The organism is Ruegeria sp. AI3, assembly GCF_056541245.1.
Genome location: NZ_JBQFYA010000001.1, coordinates 267,215 through 288,637 on the forward strand (window position 1 = coordinate 267,215; position 21,423 = coordinate 288,637).

The window sequence follows — 21,423 nt, forward strand, 5'->3', positions numbered from 1 at the left end:
CCAATCCTTCACCTGGCCCAAAATATCTCGGGGGAATCGCGCAGCGACGGGGGCAAAGCCCCCTGCCTCCGCTAGATCCAAAACTGCCCCTGCACTGTCGCGCCTCGCATACCGTCAGGCGTTTCAACCTCGACCTTGGTTCCGGCGTCCCAATGGCTCAATTTGACCATACCTATCGAAACATTGGTCGAGAAATCCGGAGACCAGGCAGAAGACGTCACCTGACCCACCTGCTTTCCGTCCGCAAGAACAGGCCACGGCTGGACACAAGGCGGCACTGCATCTCCGTCAATCGCGATCGGACGTATCTGCTGCACTGGACCTTCTTTGGCCACACGCAACAACGCATCCCGGCCCACACAGCCAATTGCGGTATGCGTATTGCAGAACTTGCCCAGCCCACATTCATGCGGTGTGTTGTCGTCGGTCATGTCATTGCCGTAGGAGAGTAACCCACCTTCGATCCGCTCAATCAGATTGGGACACCCAGCCCGCACGTCCAAGTCTTCACCCGCTGAGAACAGAGCATTCCACAGAGGCATACCGATGTCGCTGCCCTCGACATAAATCTCGAACCCGCCCTGTTTCGAGTAGCCCGAGCGGGCAACTGCAAGGTCGCGCCCTTCGAATTCGAACATGTCGAACTTGAAGAAACGTATATCGCGCACACGGTCTCCGAAAACGCGGGCCATCAGCTCATCTGCCTTTGGCCCCTGAACGCCCAAGGGCGACACGTCCGGTTCATCAACCAGCACATCCAGACGATATCCGTTGGCCAACCCCTTGACCCAAAGTAACAAATCGCTGTCGGCGATAGAGATCCACCAACGATCCTCCGACAGTTTCACCGCCACGGGATCGTTCAACATACCGCCGGTTTCGTCCACAATCGGCACATAGAAGCACTGTCCGGGCAGCATGCCGCGCAGGTCACGCGGTGTCAGCATTTGCATCAGACGCGCAGCATCGGGCCCGCGCAGTTCAACCTGACGTTCGCATGAGACGTCCCAGACCTGAACATTCTTTTTCAGGTGATGGTAGTCGGCCTCGACACTTTCAAAAACCGTCGGCAACAACATCCGGTTGTACACCGTGTAGCCTTTGACACCAGCGGCTTCGACGCCTTCGGAGAACGGCGTGCGGCGCAGGCGACGAGACAGGGATATTTGCGGCATTCAGCCCTCCTTTGGCATGAAGCAAAGATCGCTGACCGGGGCCTCGGAACCGGCTTCGGTCAGCATTTTGTGTAATTGTCCACGATGATGGGTTTGATGGTTGAAGAAATGCATCACGCATTGCGCGTAAGGCAAAGTAACATCAGCCTCTTTTGCGGCTGAGTACCAAGTGAAAGGCCTCGACAGAACCTCATCGCCAAGCGTATCCGCCCAATCCGAGATCCGGTCATCCATAGCCACGCGCATAGCCAGCCAGCTGTCGAGATCGGGGCAGAGATGCACGCTTTCGTGGATGCCGCCTCCGGGTCGGTGGATATTGCTCTCTGGCCCCGGCCCTTTGTCAAAGCGTGACATCCAGATCCAGTCACCCCACAGCAAGTGGTTCGCCGTGCCCATGATCGAGCCGAAAAACGCACCGCGTTCCTGCATCAGTTCCTCGGGTGAGAGTGCTTGAAGAAATTCCGCCAACTGGCTGTTTTGCCAGTGGTTGTAGCGTGCCATTTCCCTTGCATAGGCTCCGGTGATCATCACTTAGGTCCATGCCAGTCGATCGGGCAAATCTCTGCTGATTTACCACCGAAATCCCAGACGCGCCCATAATCGCGCACTTTCGATTTGTTTCCGCGAGCCACGATGATGTCCGGCCCCATCCAGTATTTGGAGTTCGACACCATCACCGGATGCTCGGGGTCTTTACCGCCCAGCATCTCGATCTCGCCTTGGATTTTACGACCGATCGCGATCCTGCGCTTGTTGCCGTCCCGTTCGATCTGGACCGGAGCACGCTCGGCCCCGATGATCTCGCTCACCAGCATGGTGAACAGGCCCGTGGTGCCACCGGCCTGACCGCTGAAAATCTGCAGCAGCCCGTTATAGGCCTTGCCGCTCGCGCGTTCATCGACATAGGCGGCGACTTTCCACTGTCCCTCGCCCATGCGGCCCGGAATATCGACCAGAAGACCAACATTCAGGCCCGACAGATCTTCACCCTCATAATGCCCTTCGTCGATGATCACACCCATCCATGCGTGGCAGTGCCCCTCGGTCGGAGGGTGCGCACCCAATGAGACCACGCAGGGGCAGAACACATCGCATGAGCAGTTCAGGATCAACTCACCTTTGATGGACCAGTCCGTCGGGCTCATCTCACGCCGTTTGGGGTTGGGCATACGGCTGTCGATCCGCTGACTAATCGGAAGCCGGTCGGCCTCGGGTTTTCTGTTTTTCGCCATCAGCTTATCCTCCGTAAGCAAAGGGATAGATCAGCAGCACAACACCGCCTGCGATCAGTATGAACCCCATGGGTCGGGTCACAGCATGCCCGATCTGAGGGAGTTTTTCCAAAACCATGAACAAGGTCGCCAGACCCATCCATAAAAGGCTCATGACGCCACCAACAAAGCCGAGCGCCATGAAGCCCCAGCAGCAACCGACGCAGAAAGCGCCGAGCCCCAGCCCCATTCTCACACCTCCCGCAAAGCCGGTTTTCCAGTGGCCCAGGAAATAGGTCATTGGGGCGTGACAGACGCCGTGGCAAACCTCTTTCGCTCGGGTGAACTGGAAGGCGCCGACAACGATCAGCAGCCCTCCGGCCAGCCAATTGGACTTGGCAATGCCCAGCATATCGACAAACCCACCGAACAGCAGGGCAAGTTGCAAACCTGCGATCAGCGCCGCAAATCCCACCCAGACGATGAAATACCCGGCCAGTACGCCCAGCCATCCAGCCCGCGTGCCATTGGCGCTGCGGATAAGGTCGTCATAGCTGCGGAGCGTCGGCACCAGCGTAGGCAGCATCATTGCCGCCATCATGATCGCCCACATCCAGAACAAAGGTCCGAACTCGGCCATGGGCATATACATATCCATGCGCGGATCCATCGCCGCCATAGCCTGTCCCATCGGCCCTGGCCGGCCAATGAAGTCGAGGTCCATGTCTCGGCTCATCGAGAACATGACCCACCACGCCCACAGGATCACAGCATAGAACGCCAGCCACATTCCGCTGCGGAATAATGCGCGACTCATGTGATCCTCCGACTCAACTCTCTTGCTTTTCAAATGTCAGACTTTTAAATGTCAGACAAATAAAATTTTCAGACTGGCCACAAATGAAGATAGACCCCGCCAATCCCGCAGACCTCTCTGCCCAGATCGCACAGGCCATTCGGAACGCGATTGTGTCCGGCGAATTGATCGTGGATGAGCGCCTGCCCTCCGAATCAGAGCTTGCGGATCAGTTCCAGGTGTCGCGACCTACGGTGCGCGAGGCGCTGAAGCGCTTGGCAGCGCAGTCCCTGATCCGAACCCAACGCGGTGCAACCGGCGGGGCCTTTGTGAACCGGATCAGCTTTGAGGACGCCTATTCGCAGCAAATTACCACCTCGACCCTGCTGCTGTCGATGAACGCCGTTAGTTTCGACACAGCGTGCGAGGCGAGGTATGCGCTGGAGCGCGCCTGCGCGCCCTTGTCGGCCCAACGTCGCACTGCGGATCAACTGGCAACGATGCGGGCTGAGATCTTTCGTCAGGCTCAGCCAGGTCTGACCGATGAGGCTTTCTGCGCCTCGGACGTCGCCTTTCACCGCGCGCTGGTCGATGGCGCGGATAATCCAGTGTTGTCTTATCAACTGGCGGGTGCAGTCGAGGCCATGCAGCCTCTGATGAACATGATCACCTTCACCGCGCGCTCGCGCGAAGAGATCATTGCGCTGCACACCAAGATCGCCGACGCGCTTGAGGCGCGCGATGCCCCATCGGTAGACGCGACACTGATCGAACTTGAAACCTATACACGCCAACTGGCCCGAGATGTGGCCGAGCGCAAACGTAAAACCGCCTGACACTCAGGCCCGAAATCTGACGCAGACCAACAGGCAGAAAGGAAGCACGAGCAGGCAGGATGTCACCCGGCGCCAAGACCGGAACTCTCAGAACGAATTGAAGATCAATGACTTACGGGAGGATGTTATGAATACAAGACCGGACCCAACCTTTTACCCATCTGCCAAGCTGGCGATGGAGGGCCCCACTGAGACGCTTGCTTTTACGCTGATGCTCAGCCCGGATTTTTCGCAACCTGACGGGCTGGCGGTTGTGAATGTCGATCCGACTTCCGACGACTATGGAAAGATCGTCCATCAGGTCATCATGCCGGAAAAAGGCGATGAATTTCACCACTTTGGCTGGAATGCTTGCTCTTCGGCGCTGTCGCCGCTGACGGGGCACGCGTTTCTGGAACGGCGCTATCTGATCGTTCCGGGCATCCGCTCAAGCCGGATCTATGTCATCGATGTGAAGAACCCGCTTGAGGCCAAAATCCACAAGATTATCGAACCCGAAGAAGTCTTTGCAAAAACAGGATATTCCCGCCCACACACCATTCATTGCGGGCCTGAGGGCATCTATGTCAGCACCTTGGGCGGTGGCGGCGCGGACGGGACCGATGGCCCTCCGGGTATCTTCATCATGGACTGCGAAAGTTTCGAGATCATCGGACGGTATGAGATCGAACGCGGCGTGCAGGACAAACACTATGATTTCTGGTGGAACTTGCCCCGCGACTACATGGTCAGTTCCGAATGGGGTCTGCCGCCACAGTTCGAGAACGGAATCGTGGCCGAGGATCTGCTGTCCAACAAATATGGTCACAGCATCCATTTCTGGAACCTGCGCAGCCGTACCAATATCCAAACCATTGATCTGGGCGAAAACCACCAGATGGCGTTGGAGATCCGGCCTGCGCATGATCCGGTCAAACAGTATGGGTTCTGCGGCGTCGTTGTGGACACAACCAACCTGCAAGGCGCGATCTTCACATGGTGGCGAAACGACGACGGCACGTTTGAGGCCAAGAAGACAATTACCATCGACCCGCAACCGGCTGACCCGGATGACCTGCCGGACTTGCTGAAAGGCTTCTCGGCCGTTCCGCCGCTGGTGACGGATATCGACCTGAGCCTCGACGACAAATACCTCTATGTCGCCTGCTGGGGCACCGGAGAGATGCATCAATATGACGTATCGGACCCGATGAACCCGACACTGGCAGGTAAGGTCGAGATCGGTGGGATCGTCAAAAAGACCAAACATCCGAACGGTCAGGACTTTGGCTATGGACCGCAAATGGTCGAAATCAGCCGTGACGGGAAACGGGTCTACTGGACCAACTCGCTCTATTCCACTTGGGATGACCAGTTCTATCCCGGCGAACGCGGCGCGGCGATGGTCAAAGCCGACGTCGGCGAGAACGGCGGCCTGACCCTGGATCCCAAGTTCTGGGTCGAGTTCCCCGAAGGCTATCGTAGCCACCAGATCCGGTTGGAGGGTGGAGACTGTTCGACCGACAGTTTCTGCTACCCCTCGGTCTGAGTTGGACTTTCTGATGACATCAACGGCTGGCCTTTGGCTGGCCGTTGTTCTCAGCGGTGCCTATCACGGGCTGAATCCCGGTATGGGCTGGCCGCTTGCTGTCTCTTCCGCCTTAATGGAGCAACGTCAATCCGCCCTCTGGCGCGCGTTGGCGGCCCTTGCGGGCGGTCATTTCCTGGCGATGCTGGGTGTCTTGTTGCCGTTTGCGATGATGGCCGTGTTGATCGACTACCAACGCGAAATCCGCATAGGTGCCGCGCTGATCGTCATTGCGATGGGGCTGTACATTGCCGTCACACGCAACCACCCTCGGTTTTTGTCGCGCGTGCCGCCCAGCAAACTCGCGCTGTGGTCCTTTTTGGTCGCGCTGGCCCATGGCGCGGCTTTGATGCTGGTTCCGATCTATCTGGGCCTGTGCAACTTGGATGAGCTGGACGCCGGGCATCAGGCCATCTCTCAGATCATGACAACAAACACCCTGCTGGTTCTGGCCGTGGCCGCGCTGCACACGGCGGCAATGATCTTAGGAGGCGGTCTACTGGCCTATGGCGTCTATCGCTGGCTCGGGCTGCAATTCCTGTCACGCACCTGGTTCAACCTGGAACTCATCTGGGCGCTCAGCCTGATTTTGGTCGGCGTGCTGGGACTTTGGTCCGCAATCTAGTCGCTGCACGACTACCTTGCACATGTTCCGAAAAACCGCTTTGTCCTGCTTTGAAAGAAGTTAGGAGTTTTCGAAGTGTCCCAGAACACGCGCCCCACGGAGTTTCTGCGTCAGGGCAAGGCTGCCGACTGGCAGGCCGCCACTACTCATGCTTTCACGCGTGAGCTGTCAGACGGCACTTTGCCCAAGGACAAGATGCGCTGGTATCTGCAGCAGGACTATCAGTTCGTCGATGGCTTTGTTCGCCTGCTGGCCAGCGCCATCGCACACGCGCCCACCTTGGCCGACAGCGTTCCGGCCGCCCAGTTTCTAGCGGTGATCACCGGTCCTGAAAACACCTATTTCCTGCGCTCGCTCGAGGCGCTGGGCACCCAACCGAGCACCGACCCTGCCCCCGCCACCAAAGCGTTTCAGGACCTGATGGCCGAGGCGGCAGCCTCGGGCCGGTATGAGAACATGCTGGCGGTGCTGGTTGTCGCCGAGTGGGTCTATCTCAGCTGGGCCAGCCCGGAAAATCCGCCGAAACCCGATTTACCCTTCTGGTTCGCGGAATGGATCACGCTACATGCCGGGGAAGGCTTTGAAAGCGTGGTCGAGTATCTGCGCGGGCAACTTGACAAAACCTGGCCCACCTTGACGCCAGAGGCGCAAGCCGAGGTCGCAAGGCTGTTCCACCGGGCGGTCGAGCTGGAGAAAGACTTCTTTGACGCCGCCTACGCGGTGTAACCGAATAAAGGCACGATCATGGTACATATCCTCAACGTCATCGCAGCTCTGCTGACCATCGGCTTTGGCCTGTTCGGCTTTCTCGCACCTTTGCACACCGCGACGGCGCTGGATCTGGCCCCGACGAACAGCAACATGGGTCTGAGCGAGATGCGCGCCTCGGTCGGAGGGTTGTTCGTTGTCACGGGCATCGCCGTGATCTGGCTAAACCACCCAATGGCATACGCCATGCTGGGCGTAGCCTATGCCGGGGCGGCTTTGGGGCGGTTCGTGTCGGTGCTGCTGGACAATCCACCACTTGCTAAGGCCATGATTTTCGGGGGAATTGAGCTGGTCTTGGCCGTCTGGCTGATCGCCGCAAACCTGAACCGCACCCCGTGATTTACAGTGCCCTGAGGGCATTTCCGGGTTTGCATCCCGAAATCTCCTCACCTATATAAGGTCTGTCCTTCGGGACTATGGACATAAACGCGCTCGTAATAAGCGGATCGGACCCGGGGGCGGTACCCGGCGGCTCCACCAACCATCCTTCGTTTGAGGATTCTGGGGCCGAAATAGGATCGACGAACGTCTAAAGGGGTTAGCTTTGTCTCGGCTGTCTGCCACCGTTATCGGCGAAACTAGTACAATTGCAAACGACAATCGTGCTCCGGTTGCAGTTGCTGCGTAAGCAGTAGCAAGACCGAAACTTAAGCCCTTGCGCCTAGCCGCGTAAGGCGGGGTTCGCAGGTACCTGGCAACAGAAACCTGCATTTCCCCCACCTTATGTCTGCGTTTATTTCGGCTCAGATTCAGAGTTTATTCATCTCTTTTGTCCAAAGTCATCTCGGACAGACAGGAGGGCCGGGATGACCCACTCAGATATCTTGAAAGCGTGGTATTCGGAAGTTTGGGAACAAGGGAATACCGATGCAATTGATCAGTACTTTGCGCCGGAAACCATGGCCGAGGGGCTGATCCCCGAAATGCAGGTTGGCGCAGATGATTTTCGCGATCTTGTGATGGCCTTCCGGCATATTCTGGGTGAAATCTCGGTCGAGCTGCCAAAGATCATCGAAAACGGGGACTGGGTGTCCGCCATTCTGCACGTCAAAACCTGCCGCGCCGACAACGGTGCCCCGCTGGAGGTGACGGGCCAGGTCATGGCCCGCTTCAAAGGCGAAAAGATGGTCGAGGCCTACAACCAGTTCGATTTCATATCGTTTTTTGAACAACTTGGTCAGTTTCCGCAGGATACCCTGCCCGTCTGCATGACCGGTCAGCGACTGGATTGGAGCTGAACACCCAAGCCGCCTTGACCCCCAAGTTTCTGACGCGATAGCTAAGGCCATACGTACCGCGCGCATTCGGCGCACGGCCGCCATTGCGAGGAAATGGGTCATGCTTCGTGATCGAAAAAACCAGCTGTCCGAGCGCATTTTGACCGTTGGGCTAACGTGACATGACGCCTTCAGTGCGCGACCTTGTTCTGGTCTTCGGCAGAATTGGCCTTTTGTCCTTCGGCGGCCCTGCGGCGCAGATATCCTTGATGCATCAGGAGTTGGTAGACCGTCGCGCTTGGTTGTCTGAAGAAACCTATTTGCGCGCCCTGTCCCTATGCATGTTGCTGCCGGGGCCAGAGGCGATGCAGCTGGCCACTTATGCGGGTTGGCGTCTTCGGGGCGTGACCGGAGGGTTGATTGCTGGCACCCTGTTTGTTCTGCCGGGGGCAATAGTCATCTCGGCGCTGGTTCTGCTCTACGCGAGCTTCGGCACCCTGCCCCTTGTGCAAGCCGGTTTTCTGGGGATCAAGGCCACGGTCATCGTGATCGTCCTTCAAGCGCTCCTGAAGCTGTCACGAAAGGCATTGACCGACACGGAACACCGCCTCATCGCGGGGATCGGGTTCCTGGGAATCTTCCTGTTCAACCTGCCCTTTCCACTGATCATTCTGGCCGCCGCGCTATGGGGCTATGTGTCTTTCAAAGGACCCGTTGCGCAGCAAGACACCTCCCCACGCGCAAGTTTTTCCGGCACCCTACGCACGGTTGCCATTTGGGTGCCGCTCTGGCTCGGACCATTGGTCCTCCTGTCCCTGTCCAGTTATCAATTGCTCAGCGACTTGGGATGGTTCTTCGCCCGTCTGGCCGTGGTGACCTTTGGCGGGGCCTACGCTGTTTTGGCCTACATGACACAGACAGTGGTCGATCAGTATCAATGGATCAGCACCGGCCAGATGATCGACGCGCTGGGCCTTGCGGAAACCACCCCCGGGCCGTTGATTCTGGTCACGCAATTCGTCGCGATGCTGACCGGACAAATCAACGGAGGGGTCTCGCTGGCCTTCGCCGCAGGTGCGGTTGCGCTATGGGCAACGTTCGTTCCGTGTTTCCTTTGGATCTTTCTCGCCGCTCCGTATTTGGACAAACTGGCGACGCGCCCTCGGCTCTCTGCCGCTTTGCATGGCATTACGGCAGCCGTCGTAGGTGTGATTCTCAACCTCTCCGTGTGGTTCGCCTTGAACGTTCTATTCGATGTGGTCACGCAGTACAGTTGGGGGCCTGTCTCGATACCTCTGCCTGTTTGGGAATCGCTAAACCTCACTGCGGGTGCGCTCACTATCGCCGCTGGGGTATTGATTTTTCGGGCAAAATTAGGGATGGCAACGGTTCTGGCGCTGATGTCCGTCGCTGGCATCGCTATCCAGCTATTATGATCAATCCGGCGATACCCGCCCTTTCGTTTCCAGCTAAAACGCCTATGCTGGAAGTAACCACTTTCGAGGATGACACATGTCGCAAGACATCGACTATGGAAACCTGATGCACACCGCCATGCGCGGGCTGATCAAAACCGTTCTGACCGGTGTCTCTGAAACCGGGCTACCAGGCGCGCACCATTTCTTCATCACGTTCGATACAAGAGAAGACGGCGTCGACATCGCAGACTGGCTGCGTGACCGCTATCCCGAAGAGATGACGATCGTGATGCAACATTGGTTCGAAAACCTTGAGGTCGGCGAAAACGGCTTTGCGATTACGTTGAACTTCGGCGATGCGCCGGAACCGCTCTACATCCCTTACACGGCCATCAAAACGTTCGTGGATCCGTCCGTCGAATTCGGCCTGCGCTTTGAAGGACCCGAGGATGACGACGCGGAAGAGGAGTTCGTAGAAGAGGCAATTGAGGTCGAAGAACCCGAGGTTCATCACGACGCCGACGTCGTCTCATTGGACAGCTTCCGCAAGTAGTCCATCAAACCCCGTGCTCTTCGCGGGGTTTATTGTTTTTGCAAAAAGGTCTCGACCGCGCGGGATTTGTCTCCGTTGATGAAGCGCGAGAACGACAGATTCAGCCCGCCCTCGGCCAGGGTTCGATCATATTGCTGCAACTCGTAGCCGCCCTGCGCATCAATAAACAGGGAAAACACGGTCATCGTGTCCCCTTCAATCCGGCCCCAGACAAAGGGTTCTCCTTTCATTGGGTCCAGAGGCACCTCATGGCCGAACACATTCCGTTGCATGGCTGCCGAAAACACATCGGGCCGGTCCGAGGGCACAAAGTCGACCGAGAATTTCTGTTGCTTGACCCGCCCGTCCAGCTTGTAGGTCGTTGTGGTCCAGCTGACATTGAACCCGTGGCGGGTCTCATGGATCGAAACGCTCATATCCCGAGGCGTTGCAGTTCCATCTACGTCGACAACATTGGCGGATCCGGTGTAGTCCCCGACGAAGGGCGTGATACTGGATGCGTTTGCCAGCGTGCCCAGCAGGACCAGCCCCATGGCCAACAGCATGGTTTTCAACGGGATCATCCGAGCTGAGATTGGCATTTCATCCTCCACGATGGCCACACATATATTGTAGCTCAGCGGCAGGCGCGCACAATGGGGCTTGCGCGCGCGATTGGAACAATTTCACCCGCCTTGCGCCTATACCTTGGGTTTTGTTGAGTTTAAGCTGCGCGCAACTGGCCGATTGCGTTGCGGCGCTGCCTTGGCTAAACGGCATACAACTGCATACCAGACGGAGTACCCGATGTCTCAGACCCGCACCGAATCCGACAGCTTTGGCCCGCTCGAGGTTCCCGCTGACAAGTACTGGGGGGCGCAGACGCAGCGCTCGATTATGAACTTCCCCATCGGTTGGGAGAAGCAGCCCGTGGCCATCGTGCGCGCTCTGGGCGTGATCAAAAAAGCCTGCGCGATGGAGAACAAAGCGACCGGCAAGCTGGACGCCAAGATCGCCGACGCAATCATTCAGGCCGCTGGCGAGGTGATCGAGGGCAAGTTCGACGACAACTTCCCTCTGGTCGTATGGCAGACCGGCTCGGGCACGCAGTCCAACATGAACTCGAATGAAGTGATCGCAAACCGCGCGATTGAGATTTTGGGCGGCGTCATCGGCTCGAAAGATCCGGTTCATCCAAATGATCACTGCAACATGGGCCAATCGTCGAACGACACATTCCCAACCGCCATGCATATCGCAACTGCGGTCAGCGTGCGCGACGTGCTGCTACCCGGTTTGACCAAATTTGCCGAAACGCTTGAGAAAAAGGCTGCTGAATTCGCGGGTATCATCAAGATCGGCCGCACTCATACGCAGGATGCGACTCCGCTGACGCTGGAACAGGAATTCGGAGCCTACGCCCATCAGATCCGTCAGGGCATTACCCGTGTTGAGGCTGCATTGCCCGGTATCTACGAGCTGGCGCAAGGTGGAACTGCCGTTGGAACCGGGTTGAACACCCATGGTGGATGGGACGAAGCCGTCGCCGCCAACATGGCTGAAGTCACTGGCCTGCCCTTTGTGACGGCTCCGAACAAATTTGAAGCCCTGGCCGCGCATGACGCCATGGTCTTCTTGTCGGGTGCATTGGCGACCATCGCCGGGTCTTGCTACAAGATCGCCAACGATATTCGCCTGCTAGGCTCAGGCCCTCGCTCGGGTCTAGGAGAGCTGATTCTACCGGAAAACGAGCCGGGGTCTTCCATTATGCCTGGTAAAGTGAACCCGACACAGGCCGAAGCCCTCACACAGGTGGCCGCCCATGTAATGGGCAATGATGCTGCGATTAAGTTTGCGGGCTCTCAGGGTCATTTCCAGCTGAATGTCTATAACCCTATGATGTCCTACAATCTTCTGCAGTCGATCCAACTGCTGGGCGATGCCACCGACAGTTTCACTGAACGGATGCTGTCGGGCATTCAGGCCAACGAGCCGCGCATCGACAAGCTGATGAAGGAGTCGCTTATGCTGGTGACCGCTCTGGCCCCAACCATTGGCTATGACAACGCCACCACAGTTGCCAAAACGGCGCATAAGAACGGCACGACCCTCAAGGAAGAGGCCGTCGCACTAGGCTTTGTCGATGAAGAGACCTTTGACGCCGTCGTGCGCCCCGAACAGATGATCGGCCCGAAAGACTGATGGGTAAGCCGGTCAACTTGAACCGGTATCGGAAAGAAAAAGCGCGGGCCGAAAAAAAGGCCCGCGCGGATCAAAACGCGGTCGCGTTCGGGCGCAGCAAGGCCGAAAAACAGGTCGTGAAGCTGCGAAAAGACAAGCAGAACCGCGATTTGGACAATCACGAGTTGGATGAATGAGCGGCCCTCCGGTCAAACGCTCTCTGACCCTCAAGGGGCACCGGACGTCAGTCTCGCTTGAGGATGAATTCTGGCGTGCGTTCCGCGATATTGCCGAAGAAAAACAGCAGCCCATCAATGCTTTGGCTGCCGATATTGATGTTGCACGCGACCCTGATACAGGGCTGGCATCGGCCATACGTGTTTTCGTTCTGAACTGGTATCGCGACAAGCTTTGACGCTTGTCAGAGCCTCAGCTTTGAGTGTAGGCTGAATGAGAACAAAATAGGTACATTCATGAGCAAAACCGTTTTGGGTCCTGATGGCCTCGCCCGATGCGCATGGTGCCAAGCGGCGCCTGAGTTCTTCGACTATCATGACACGGAATGGGGTTACCCGGTGTCCGATGATCGACGATTGTTCGAAAAACTGTGTCTTGAGAGTTTTCAGTCCGGCCTCAGCTGGCGAACGATCCTGAACAAGCGCGAGAACTTTCGCCGGGCCTTTTGCGATTTAGATTTCAACAAGATGGCCGAGTTTTCTGAGGCTGATATCGAACGCCTTCTGCAAGATGCAGGTATCATCCGCCATCGCGGCAAGATCGAAGCCGTGATCAACAACGCCCGTCGTGCGCAGGAGTTGGTGGCGAAGGAAGGTTCCCTCGCGGCATATGTCTGGCGGTATGAACCAACCTCACCGCCAGAGCCACAGACAGCCAGCACCTCAGCCGAGTCAGTGGCGATGTCGAAAGACCTGAAAAAGAGGGGCTGGAAATTTGTCGGCCCCACCACCGTTTTTGCCTTCATGCAGGCAATGGGGCTGATCAATGATCACGCGATAGGCTGCATCAGCCGGGAAAAAGCGGCGCAGATGCGCCGCGATTTTGTCAAACCGGTTTAGGCGTCACGCCGACGCTTTGAAGATCTTGTCGATATTGCTGCCGAGGGCGGCGTTGAATTCGGCATCCGATTGCTGTTTCGAAAGCCCCTCGGTCAGCGCGCGCGAGAAGGACGCGATCATTTTGCCGTTTTGCCCCAGCAGATCACAGGCCTGCTCGGTCGAGTAACCACCTGACAGGGCCACTACGCGCAGAACACGCGGGTGATCGGCCACTTCGTCAAAGAGGTTCGCGACGCTTGGAATAGTCAGCTTCAGCATGACCTCCTGCCCTTCGGCCAGTTGGTCGAGGTTTTTCAGGATTTCGGCTTTCAGAATATCTTCGGCTTCGACCTTGGTTTCCGAGTTGATGTTCACCTCGGGCTCGACAATCGGCACCATGCCAGCTTCGGTCACGACGCGGGCCACGTCGAATTGCTGGGCAACAACGGCGGCGATACCTTCGGCGTTGGCTTCATGAATGACCGAGCGTTCCTTGGTGCCAAACACGCCTTCCGTTTGGGCCAATGTCTCGGCCAGCCCCGGGATGGGCTTCATCATCTGCACACCGTTTGCAGTATCTTCCAGACCCTTGTCGATTTTCAGGAACGGCACGATCCCTTTGACGGACCATAGGTAATCGGCGACCTTGCGACCTTCGATCTCTTCGCCAAGGGTGCGTTCGAACAGGATCGCGCCGATCACTTTGTCCTTGGTGAAGTCATCCGCCAGGATGATCCGCGCGCGCATGTTCTGGATTTCGCCGAACATCTCCTCTTCCGAGGCGTATTGCGCGGCATCCACGCCGTAGAGCGCCAGAGCTTTCGGGGTTGATCCGCCGCTTTGATCCAGTGCTGCAATAAAGCCTGCTCCATCTGACATCTGCGCGCGCTGTTCTGCTTTGGACATAGTATTTTCCCGTTCAAGACTGATTCCGATTTCCTTCACCGCATACAGCACAGTTATGGGTGATGGTAGTTTGTTAGCGCTCAACCACGCGCAACCATATGCCATCCCGCGATCTGACCGTCAGATGAGCCACCGGAACGGGCGTTTTGTCCGGGATTGTTTCGAATCTGAAATGGCGCAGCAAAGTGGAAAGGATCAAAGGCCCCTCGACCATCGCAAACCCGGCCCCGGGACAGACGCGCGGGCCTGTCGAGAAGGGTATATAGGCCTCACGCTGACAGGTTTTGCCGTTTTCCGTGCTCCAACGATTGGGATCGAAACCATCCGGGTTGTCCCACAGCCGCTCTTGCCGATGCAGATGCCAGGGGCTGATCACGATCTGCGACCCTTTTGGAATGTCTCTGTTGCGAAACCTCTCGGGGCAACTGGCCTGCCGGACCATCATCGGCACTGGCGGATAGAGCCTGAGGGCCTCACGGAACACGTCGCGGCTGAGTTTCAGCTTGGACATCACCGCGAAAGAACGATCGTCAAGTGCTTCAGCTTCCTTCGCTAGGCTCTCCTGCCACTCGGGGTAAAGCGCCATCAGGTAGAGCGTCCACGCCAAAGCCGAGGCGCTGGTTTCGTGTCCGGCCAGAAAGAAAATCGCAACCTGATCGACCATCTCCTCCGGCTCAAAACACTTGCCGGTTTCCAGGTCAGGTGTCGTCATGATCTTGGTTGCCAGATCATCGGGCGCGCGATGCGCAGCAATCGCCGCAGCCCGATCTTTCGTCAGTTTGGCAATCAGGGCGCGGATCTCTCGCGCGGTTCCACGCGTCTTTCGCGAATGAAACCGGGGCAACCAACGTGGGAGCGGTACAAAAGCGGCGAGGTTCAACAAAGGCTGCTCGCGCTGATACGCTCGGAACCTGTCGAAGACCTGTGCGGCGATGTCGTGTTCGATGGGCACAGAAAACAGGGTTCGGAAAATCACGTCAGCGGCGGCATGGCTGGTGATCTGTTCGCACTCGACCTGCGTTCCTGCCAAAGGGCGCAGCCGATCCACACAAGCATCCGCAGCGGCGACCATGGCCGGGAACGTATCCTTCAGCCGTCCGCCCTCAAAAGCGGGGTCAATGATACGGCGCTGGTGTTTCCATGTCGCGCCGTTGGTCAGAAACACGGACTCCCCCAGCAATGGCCGCAACCCTTCGCTGATGCGGTTGGATTTCGGAAACTCATCCGGACGTTTCTTGAGGACCTCATCCACCAAATCCGGTTGATTGATCATGTAGGACCGGAAAAACGGCGTGCGAAACTCGGCCATCCACGCGCGATAGAGGCGTTGAGGCTGCGCCGACAACAGGTCCTGCCGGAACAGTTTCAGATAGCGCCAGAGAGAGACTCGATCTAGGCGAGACTGCGGCTTGGGCGGCTTCATCGGCTCGTATCCGTGTATTTCGAGACCGGCGTCTCAATCCGGCTGTTCGACGGCGCGCGGTCTTTGAACCGTTCTGCCAATGTCAGAGGTCCCGCCGTGAGGCGGAAATAGTCATAGGTGCCCGGTCGGTCAAAGGCGCAGAGGTATTGAAAATGCAGCCGAAAGAACCTCCACCGCAGGGCTTTCCATCGCTCGGGTGACAGTGTTTGGGTGAAGGCGGCGGACAGGACCAGAGGCCATGTCTTGTCGTGGCCCGCAACACCGCTAACGGCGACCGGATCACATAGGGCGAAAGAACAGCCATCCCCGGGCGCTGAGACATCCACCCATGTCAAAGTGGTTTGCGTGGACAGGAACTGAAGGTCCGACCTGAGTTTCTGAGCCTTGGGCAGGAACGAGACCATCGGCACCACTTGCCCGAGTGTCAGAAACGACAGTGCTGGCCCACTTGCGGTCTGTCTACGCAGAACATCCGCCAGAACAGAAACGCCAAGATGCGCGCCCGAGCTATGGCCGACGACCAGAACCTCATCAACATCCGTCTTTAGCGCGGCCTCGATCAAATCCGCGAACTCCTCCAGGCGGTGTTGCAGTTTGCCCGGAATCTCCCCCTGAAATTGCGCCGAGTATGCGTAATCATGCATCAGGTAATAGGCGAAAAGGCGATTGTCGATTTTGCGGAACCAGCGCAGCAAGCCATAGGCCAAAGCCAAACCCGGCAGCAGCCCCCACCATCCAGCCAGAGTGACCGCAAGGATCACGATCAACACGGCAGCGAGAAGTTGCAACAGCAGCATCCCCACCGGATAGAGCGCAGCAATCACCGGGCCCTTCCTGAGCTGCCGCAGCCTTTTTAACGTACCCGATGAGATATAGGTCCACGCCGTCTGACCAAGCTGCAAATAGGTCGCGAGAATCGAGCCCGACATGCTGTCCTGCACGATATCGGACCAGACCAGAACCTCGACATCTGTTTGAACCTCAACCCCATCCTGAACAGATGAAACATGCCAGCCAAACGGGCCGTCGCCCGTCTTTGGCGCAAGGTTGATCTGGTATCCCGAGATCTCAGCCTGCGCTTGCGACTCGGTCCGATACAGCTCGCGGTAACGCCGCGCGGGGATCGGGTCGTAGCCGGGAATGTAAAACACATGCCGCCTGCGCAGCTGTGGCTGATTTATCTGACTGCTCATGGCCTTACCTTCTGCTGCGCAGGTTAACGCAGCATTGCGGCCAAGGTAAGGTGGATCAGCCCAGAACCGCCAGCGCCGGGAAGGTTTCCAGCAGCCACCAGCTGAATTCGGTGAAGAGGCCCGTGATCAGCATGATGCCCACGAACAGAAGAAGCCCGCCCATGACCTTCTCGATCGTGCCCATATAGGGTTTGATCCGGTTCATGACACCCATTGAGCGATTCAGGAACATCGCAGCCAGCAGGAACGGAATACCCAGACCCGCCGCATAGACGCCGAGCAACAAAGTGCCCCGCGCGACCGATGCCTCAGACGCGGCCAACGACAGGATTGCACCCAACTGAGGGCCAATACACGGCGTCCAGCCAAAGGCAAACGCAAGACCCAGAATATAAGCGCCAAAGACCGAGCCGCCGGAGTCTCCGGTTTCAACCCGCGCTTCGCGATCCAGCAGAGGGATACGGAACACGTTCAGAAAGTGCAGGCCAAAGACAATCACCACCGCACCCGAGAGCTTGGCGAAAAGCACCTGATTTTTCAGAACAAACGCCCCGAAGGCCGAGGCGGTAAAGCCAAGCAGCAGGAACACGGTCGACAGCCCCAGAACGAAGAACAAGGCGGTCAAAGTCGCCTTGCGCCGGGCGCGGGCCTGATCCTGCATCTCGTTGATGCTGACGCCGCTCATATACGCCAGGTACGGCGGCACGATCGGCAGCACACAAGGCGACAGAAAACTGATCAAACCGCCGATCAGGGCGATGAACATAGCAGGCAGCAGACCCGCGTCGATGATATCTATTCCGAACATGTTTCAGCACATATGGTATGAAGGCGGCTTCGTCACGGGGCTATTCGGTCACATCCTCGTGGTTGCGCGCTGGACACTGCGCCTTGGGCGAAATATCTGAGCCTTATGTCTAATCCTACTGAAACCCTCGATGCCCTGGGCCTGTTGTGCCCTTTGCCTGTGTTGAAAGCGCGCAAAAGGTTGAAGTCTTTGCCCGGTGGTGCCGTGTTGCGCGTGCTGGCAGATGATCCTGCGGCGATAGTTGATGTCCCGCATTTTTGCGCGGAGAGCGGCCACACCCTACTGTCCCAAGAGGAAGAGAACGGCTATCAGGTCTATCTGATCCAGAAAGCGGGCTAAGACCTTGGCTGTCAAAACGAAAAAGGCGGGCCTCAAGCCCGCCTTTTCATTTTAGCTTCTCGCTTTAGCTTCCGAGCGACCACCAACCACGCCGTTTAGGCTTGGGCGGCTCAGCCGGTTGTTCCGGCTCTTCCGAAACCGTCTCCAGAACGGGTTCGGCTGGGGTTTCTTCTACTTCGGGTGCGGCCTCAACCTCGGCAACCTCTTCGACCGGAGCGGGCTCCTCAGCCGGTTGAGTATCGACTGGTTTTTCTGCTTCCACCGCCTTAGTAGGCTCTGCCGTTTCAACGGCCTCAAAAGGTTCTTCGGCGTCTTGCGCCAGTTCCGGTGCCGCTTCTGCAACCTCAGCGAAGTCCGCCGGAGCTTCTTCGACCTGTTCCGGAGCTGTCTCAGCCTCGGCAACCACATCGACTGCTTCCACTGGGGCGTCTTCCTTGGCCTCTGCCTCCTGTTCGGGGGCATCCTGCGCTTCGGCTTCCACGTCTTTCTTCTTGCGACGCGGCGCACGGCGACGCTTGGGCTTGGCAGGCTTTTCGTCCTCGTCCGATGCCTCAGGAGCGTCGTCCGAGGGAGCCTCAGCAGCCGCGTCTTCAACAGCTTCCGATGCCTCAGCCTCCTGCTGATCGTTGCCGCCCTTCTTGCGGCGACGCCGACGACGCTTGCGCTTGGGCTTGGCGTCTTCTTCGGCCTGAACCGCCTCTTCTTCGACCTCTTCTTCTTCGGTCGCGTCGACCAGATCCATCAGCGACGCATCGACCGAGACGACCGGAGCTGTCGCTTCGGGCACGATCCGGCTAGCGGTCTTGAACTTCTCCAAAGAGAAATCGGGGCTGACCAAATGCATGTCGCCTTCGACACGCACGGACAGACCATAGCGCCCTTCGATCTGGGCGATATGTTCGCGTTTCTGGTTCATCAGGAAGTTGGCAATGCTGACCGGGCAGCGCACCAGAACCTCGCGTGAGCGGCGGCGGGTGCCTTCCTCTTCGATCTGACGCAGAATCGACAGCGCCATGTTGTCGTCCGAACGGATCAGACCGGTGCCATGACAGGCCGGGCACGGCTGCGTCGTTGCTTCAAGCATACCGGGGCGCAAGCGCTGGCGGCTCATCTCCATCAGACCAAAGCCCGAGATGCGGCCCATTTGAATGCGCGCGCGGTCGGTCTTAAGCTTGTCTTTCATCCGCTTTTCGACGGCTGAATTGTTCTTGCGCTCGTCCATATCGATGAAGTCGATGACGATCAGACCGGCAAGGTCACGCAGACGCAACTGGCGTGCCACTTCCTCGGCGGCCTCAAGGTTGGTCTTGAGCGCGGTTTCCTCGATCGAACCTTCCTTCGTCGCCCGGCCTGAGTTCACGTCGATCGCCACCAGCGCCTCGGTCACGCCGATCACGATATAGCCGCCGGATTTCAGCTGCACGGTCGGGTTGAACATCCCGGCCAGATAGCTTTCCACCTGATAGCGCGCAAACAGAGGCAGCGCGTCCTCATACCGTTTCACATTCTTGGCGTGGGACGGCATGATCATCTTCATGAAGTCCTTGGCGATGCGGTAACCGCCCTCGCCTTCGACCAGAACCTCGTCGATTTCGCGGTTATAGAGGTCACGGATCGACCGTTTGATCAGGTCACCTTCTTCGTAGATTTTTGCGGGCGCGATGGATTTCAGAGTCAGCTCGCGAATCTGCTCCCACATGCGCTGCAGGTATTCATAGTCGCGCTTGATCTCGGATTTCGTGCGTTTGGCGCCTGCGGTCCGGATGATCAGGCCCGCGCCAGTTGGCACGTCGATCTCGGCTGCGATTTCCTTCAGCTTCTTACGGTCGGGCGCATTGGTGATCTTGCGGCTGATGCCGCCGCCGCGTGCGGTATTGGGCATCAGAACGCAGTAGCGGCCGGCCAGCGACAGATAGGTGGTCAGCGCGGCACCTTTGTTGCCCCGCTCTTCCTTGACGACCTGCACCAGCAGAACCTGGCGCACTTTGATCACTTCCTGGATCTTGTAGCGACGCGGGCGCGGCTTGCGCGGAGGACGGATATCCTCGCTGTCGTCCTCATCGGCGACCGATTCAATCGAATCATCCTTGGCAGTCGCATCAGGTTTTTTCTCTTCGTCGTCTGAGTCGTCACCTTCGGCAAGCTCTGTCTCAGTGGTTTCTGCCTCAGGCTCAGCCTGCGCGGTTTCCTCAGAGTCAGCCTCGGCTTCTTCCGCATCAGCAGTAGCTTCGGGCTGTTCTTCCGCCTCGGTTTCAGCCTGCTCATCAGAGGTCGCCTCAACGGTCTCGACCTCAACAGCCTCAACCTCAGCAGTCTCTTCTTCTGCGGTCGGCGCGTCAGTGGTCTCAGACACTTCATCCTCAGAAGGTTCTTCTACCGGCGTCTCGGCAACCGTCTCCATCGGAGAGGTCCCCTCGGGCACTGTCAGATCATCGCTCTCTTCGCTGTCGTCGAGATCAATGGTCTCCATACCCGTCGGCTCGGACGTGACATCCAATGTCTCGACCGGATCGTTCGACTTGACGTCCGCTGCCTTGCTGCGCGACCGCGAACGGCGTTTCTTGGGCTTGGCTTCCTCGGCCTCGTCACGCGCCTTCATCGCCTCGGCATAGGCGCGCTCTTCCTCCATCAGCGCCTCACGGTCGGCGACGGGGATCTGATAATAGTCGGGATGAATTTCCGAAAACGCCAGGAAACCATGACGATTGCCGCCATAGTCCACGAATGCCGCCTGCAGAGACGGTTCGACCCGGGTAACTTTTGCTAGATAGATATTGCCAGCGAGCTGGCGTTTATTTTCGGATTCAAAATCGAACTCCTCGACCTTGTTTCCGTCAACCACCACAACCCGAGTTTCCTCGGCGTGGGTGGCATCGATAAGCATTTTCTTAGCCATGTGTCCTTGATGCACCGCGCCAAACGCGTTGTCCTGACCCATCCAGGCGGACAGGCACTTTTGGGGAGGTGTCTTGTACGGGCGATATCAGACGGCGCGCGGCAGGGTCTGGCGCTGTGGCCCCCTGCCCGGTCTTTCAAACGTTGCGCGCGCGTCATCGCGGTTCTTCTCCGACAGGCGCGATCTTGGTCGCCGCCTGCCCATTTATTCCTTTCGCCCGGAATTTTCCGGGCTCAGGCACTCCATTGCCCCGATCGGGGCACAATCGGTCTGCCATGCCGTGAAAGATGGATCATCACATGCGGCACAGCAGCGAAACTCAAAAAAGCGGGACTTATGGGCGTCAAAATCGCCATGCCCGTTCGGACACAATAAAAGCAGTCCTGTGGAAAAGACAATGGGCAAACGTCACGCGACCGAGAAAGCAACATAATTGACAGCGAGGTCGCAAACAGAACAGACTTAAATCTAGCGCTG

At 57.8% G+C, this 21,423-nt stretch carries 23 protein-coding genes and 1 other RNA gene; 14 read left to right on the top strand and 10 right to left on the bottom strand.

The window, feature by feature from the left end; translation table 11 throughout:
- Positions 1-71: 71 nt before the first annotated feature.
- The 4 genes from ACRZ95_RS01330 to ACRZ95_RS01345 are packed head-to-tail and all read right to left on the bottom strand — an operon-like array spanning position 72 to position 3,203.
- Positions 72-1,175, bottom strand: a complete 1,104-nt coding sequence (locus tag ACRZ95_RS01330) for a dimethylsulfoniopropionate demethylase (RefSeq protein WP_170676097.1) — start codon at positions 1,173-1,175, stop codon at positions 72-74.
- Positions 1,176-1,703: a DinB family protein gene (locus ACRZ95_RS01335; protein WP_170676098.1), complete on the bottom strand. Its 528-nt coding sequence runs from the start codon at positions 1,701-1,703 to the stop codon at positions 1,176-1,178.
- A complete protein-coding gene (locus ACRZ95_RS01340; protein ID WP_170458301.1) occupies positions 1,703-2,407 on the bottom strand; it encodes a DUF1326 domain-containing protein in 705 nt (234 codons plus the stop codon). Before ACRZ95_RS01340 ends, ACRZ95_RS01335 begins: the two co-directional genes overlap by 1 nt.
- 4 nt (positions 2,408-2,411) lie before the next feature.
- Entirely contained in the window at positions 2,412-3,203 is a 792-nt protein-coding gene (locus ACRZ95_RS01345) for a DUF2182 domain-containing protein (protein WP_170676099.1), read from the bottom strand.
- Between the two features lie 83 nt (positions 3,204-3,286).
- On the opposite strand from ACRZ95_RS01345, the gene ACRZ95_RS01350 reads away from it, so the two are divergent.
- From ACRZ95_RS01350 to ACRZ95_RS01390, 9 genes are all read left to right on the top strand, one after another.
- Positions 3,287-4,018, top strand: a complete 732-nt coding sequence (locus ACRZ95_RS01350) for a GntR family transcriptional regulator (RefSeq protein WP_170487018.1) — start codon at positions 3,287-3,289, stop codon at positions 4,016-4,018.
- Between the two features lie 127 nt (positions 4,019-4,145).
- Positions 4,146-5,546 (top strand): selenium-binding protein SBP56-related protein, encoded by a 1,401-nt coding sequence (locus tag ACRZ95_RS01355; protein WP_170676100.1) that lies wholly within the window; start codon positions 4,146-4,148, stop codon positions 5,544-5,546.
- A gap of 13 nt (positions 5,547-5,559) precedes the next feature.
- Positions 5,560-6,210 (top strand): hypothetical protein, encoded by a 651-nt coding sequence (locus ACRZ95_RS01360; protein WP_170373782.1) that lies wholly within the window; start codon positions 5,560-5,562, stop codon positions 6,208-6,210.
- Between the two features lie 75 nt (positions 6,211-6,285).
- Positions 6,286-6,936 (top strand): TenA family protein, encoded by a 651-nt coding sequence (locus ACRZ95_RS01365; RefSeq protein ID WP_170676101.1) that lies wholly within the window; start codon positions 6,286-6,288, stop codon positions 6,934-6,936.
- 18 nt (positions 6,937-6,954) lie between these two features.
- On the top strand, positions 6,955-7,317 hold the full coding sequence (locus ACRZ95_RS01370) for a DUF4345 family protein (RefSeq protein WP_170638655.1): 363 nt from the start codon (positions 6,955-6,957) through the stop codon (positions 7,315-7,317).
- 25 nt (positions 7,318-7,342) lie between these two features.
- Positions 7,343-7,690, top strand: a transfer-messenger RNA (tmRNA) gene (gene ssrA / locus ACRZ95_RS01375).
- A 94-nt stretch (positions 7,691-7,784) separates the two neighbouring features.
- Positions 7,785-8,216, top strand: a complete 432-nt coding sequence (locus ACRZ95_RS01380) for an ester cyclase (protein WP_170676102.1) — start codon at positions 7,785-7,787, stop codon at positions 8,214-8,216.
- 161 nt (positions 8,217-8,377) lie between these two features.
- Complete coding sequence (gene chrA, locus ACRZ95_RS01385) at positions 8,378-9,631, top strand: chromate efflux transporter (RefSeq protein ID WP_170676103.1); 1,254 nt, start codon at positions 8,378-8,380, stop codon at positions 9,629-9,631.
- Between the two features lie 76 nt (positions 9,632-9,707).
- Positions 9,708-10,166 carry a ClpXP protease specificity-enhancing factor SspB gene (locus ACRZ95_RS01390; RefSeq protein ID WP_170638653.1) on the top strand — a complete coding sequence of 153 codons (459 nt, stop codon included), beginning with the start codon at positions 9,708-9,710 and terminating at the stop codon, positions 10,164-10,166.
- Positions 10,167-10,195: 29 nt separating this feature from the next.
- Here the strand turns inward: ACRZ95_RS01390 and ACRZ95_RS01395 are convergent, their stop codons facing one another.
- Complete coding sequence (locus ACRZ95_RS01395; RefSeq protein WP_425083199.1) at positions 10,196-10,711, bottom strand: hypothetical protein; 516 nt, start codon at positions 10,709-10,711, stop codon at positions 10,196-10,198.
- Between the two features lie 241 nt (positions 10,712-10,952).
- Here ACRZ95_RS01395 and fumC point away from each other — a divergent pair, with 241 nt between their 5' ends.
- Genes fumC through ACRZ95_RS01415 form a run of 4 tightly spaced genes read left to right on the top strand, consistent with a single transcriptional unit; the run spans position 10,953 to position 13,402 of the window.
- A complete protein-coding gene (gene fumC, locus ACRZ95_RS01400; RefSeq protein ID WP_170676104.1) occupies positions 10,953-12,347 on the top strand; it encodes a class II fumarate hydratase in 1,395 nt (464 codons plus the stop codon).
- The gene (locus tag ACRZ95_RS01405) at positions 12,347-12,523 is read left to right on the top strand and encodes a DUF4169 family protein (RefSeq protein ID WP_170638651.1); all 177 of its coding nucleotides are present in this window, start codon (positions 12,347-12,349) and stop codon (positions 12,521-12,523) included. Before fumC ends, ACRZ95_RS01405 begins: the two co-directional genes overlap by 1 nt.
- Positions 12,520-12,741 (top strand): ribbon-helix-helix domain-containing protein, encoded by a 222-nt coding sequence (locus ACRZ95_RS01410; RefSeq protein ID WP_170659606.1) that lies wholly within the window; start codon positions 12,520-12,522, stop codon positions 12,739-12,741. Before ACRZ95_RS01405 ends, ACRZ95_RS01410 begins: the two co-directional genes overlap by 4 nt.
- A 58-nt stretch (positions 12,742-12,799) precedes the next feature.
- A complete protein-coding gene (locus ACRZ95_RS01415) occupies positions 12,800-13,402 on the top strand; it encodes a DNA-3-methyladenine glycosylase I (protein WP_170676105.1) in 603 nt (200 codons plus the stop codon).
- A 3-nt stretch (positions 13,403-13,405) separates the two neighbouring features.
- Here ACRZ95_RS01415 and ACRZ95_RS01420 read toward each other — a convergent pair whose 3' ends face one another.
- The 4 genes from ACRZ95_RS01420 to ACRZ95_RS01435 form a co-directional block, all read right to left on the bottom strand.
- On the bottom strand, positions 13,406-14,287 hold the full coding sequence (locus ACRZ95_RS01420; RefSeq protein WP_170676106.1) for a fructose bisphosphate aldolase: 882 nt from the start codon (positions 14,285-14,287) through the stop codon (positions 13,406-13,408).
- A gap of 73 nt (positions 14,288-14,360) precedes the next feature.
- The gene (locus ACRZ95_RS01425) at positions 14,361-15,710 is read right to left on the bottom strand and encodes a cytochrome P450 (protein WP_170676107.1); all 1,350 of its coding nucleotides are present in this window, start codon (positions 15,708-15,710) and stop codon (positions 14,361-14,363) included.
- Positions 15,707-16,903, bottom strand: a complete 1,197-nt coding sequence (locus tag ACRZ95_RS01430; RefSeq protein WP_170676108.1) for a hypothetical protein — start codon at positions 16,901-16,903, stop codon at positions 15,707-15,709. Before ACRZ95_RS01430 ends, ACRZ95_RS01425 begins: the two co-directional genes overlap by 4 nt.
- Positions 16,904-16,958: 55 nt before the next feature.
- Positions 16,959-17,711, bottom strand: a complete 753-nt coding sequence (locus ACRZ95_RS01435; protein ID WP_170373794.1) for a cytochrome c biogenesis CcdA family protein — start codon at positions 17,709-17,711, stop codon at positions 16,959-16,961.
- A gap of 105 nt (positions 17,712-17,816) precedes the next feature.
- Here ACRZ95_RS01435 and ACRZ95_RS01440 point away from each other — a divergent pair, with 105 nt between their 5' ends.
- Entirely contained in the window at positions 17,817-18,050 is a 234-nt protein-coding gene (locus ACRZ95_RS01440) for a sulfurtransferase TusA family protein (protein WP_170548534.1), read from the top strand.
- A 64-nt stretch (positions 18,051-18,114) separates the two neighbouring features.
- Here the strand turns inward: ACRZ95_RS01440 and ACRZ95_RS01445 are convergent, their stop codons facing one another.
- A complete protein-coding gene (locus ACRZ95_RS01445) occupies positions 18,115-20,946 on the bottom strand; it encodes a ribonuclease E/G (RefSeq protein WP_170676109.1) in 2,832 nt (943 codons plus the stop codon).
- Positions 20,947-21,423 lie beyond the last annotated feature (477 nt).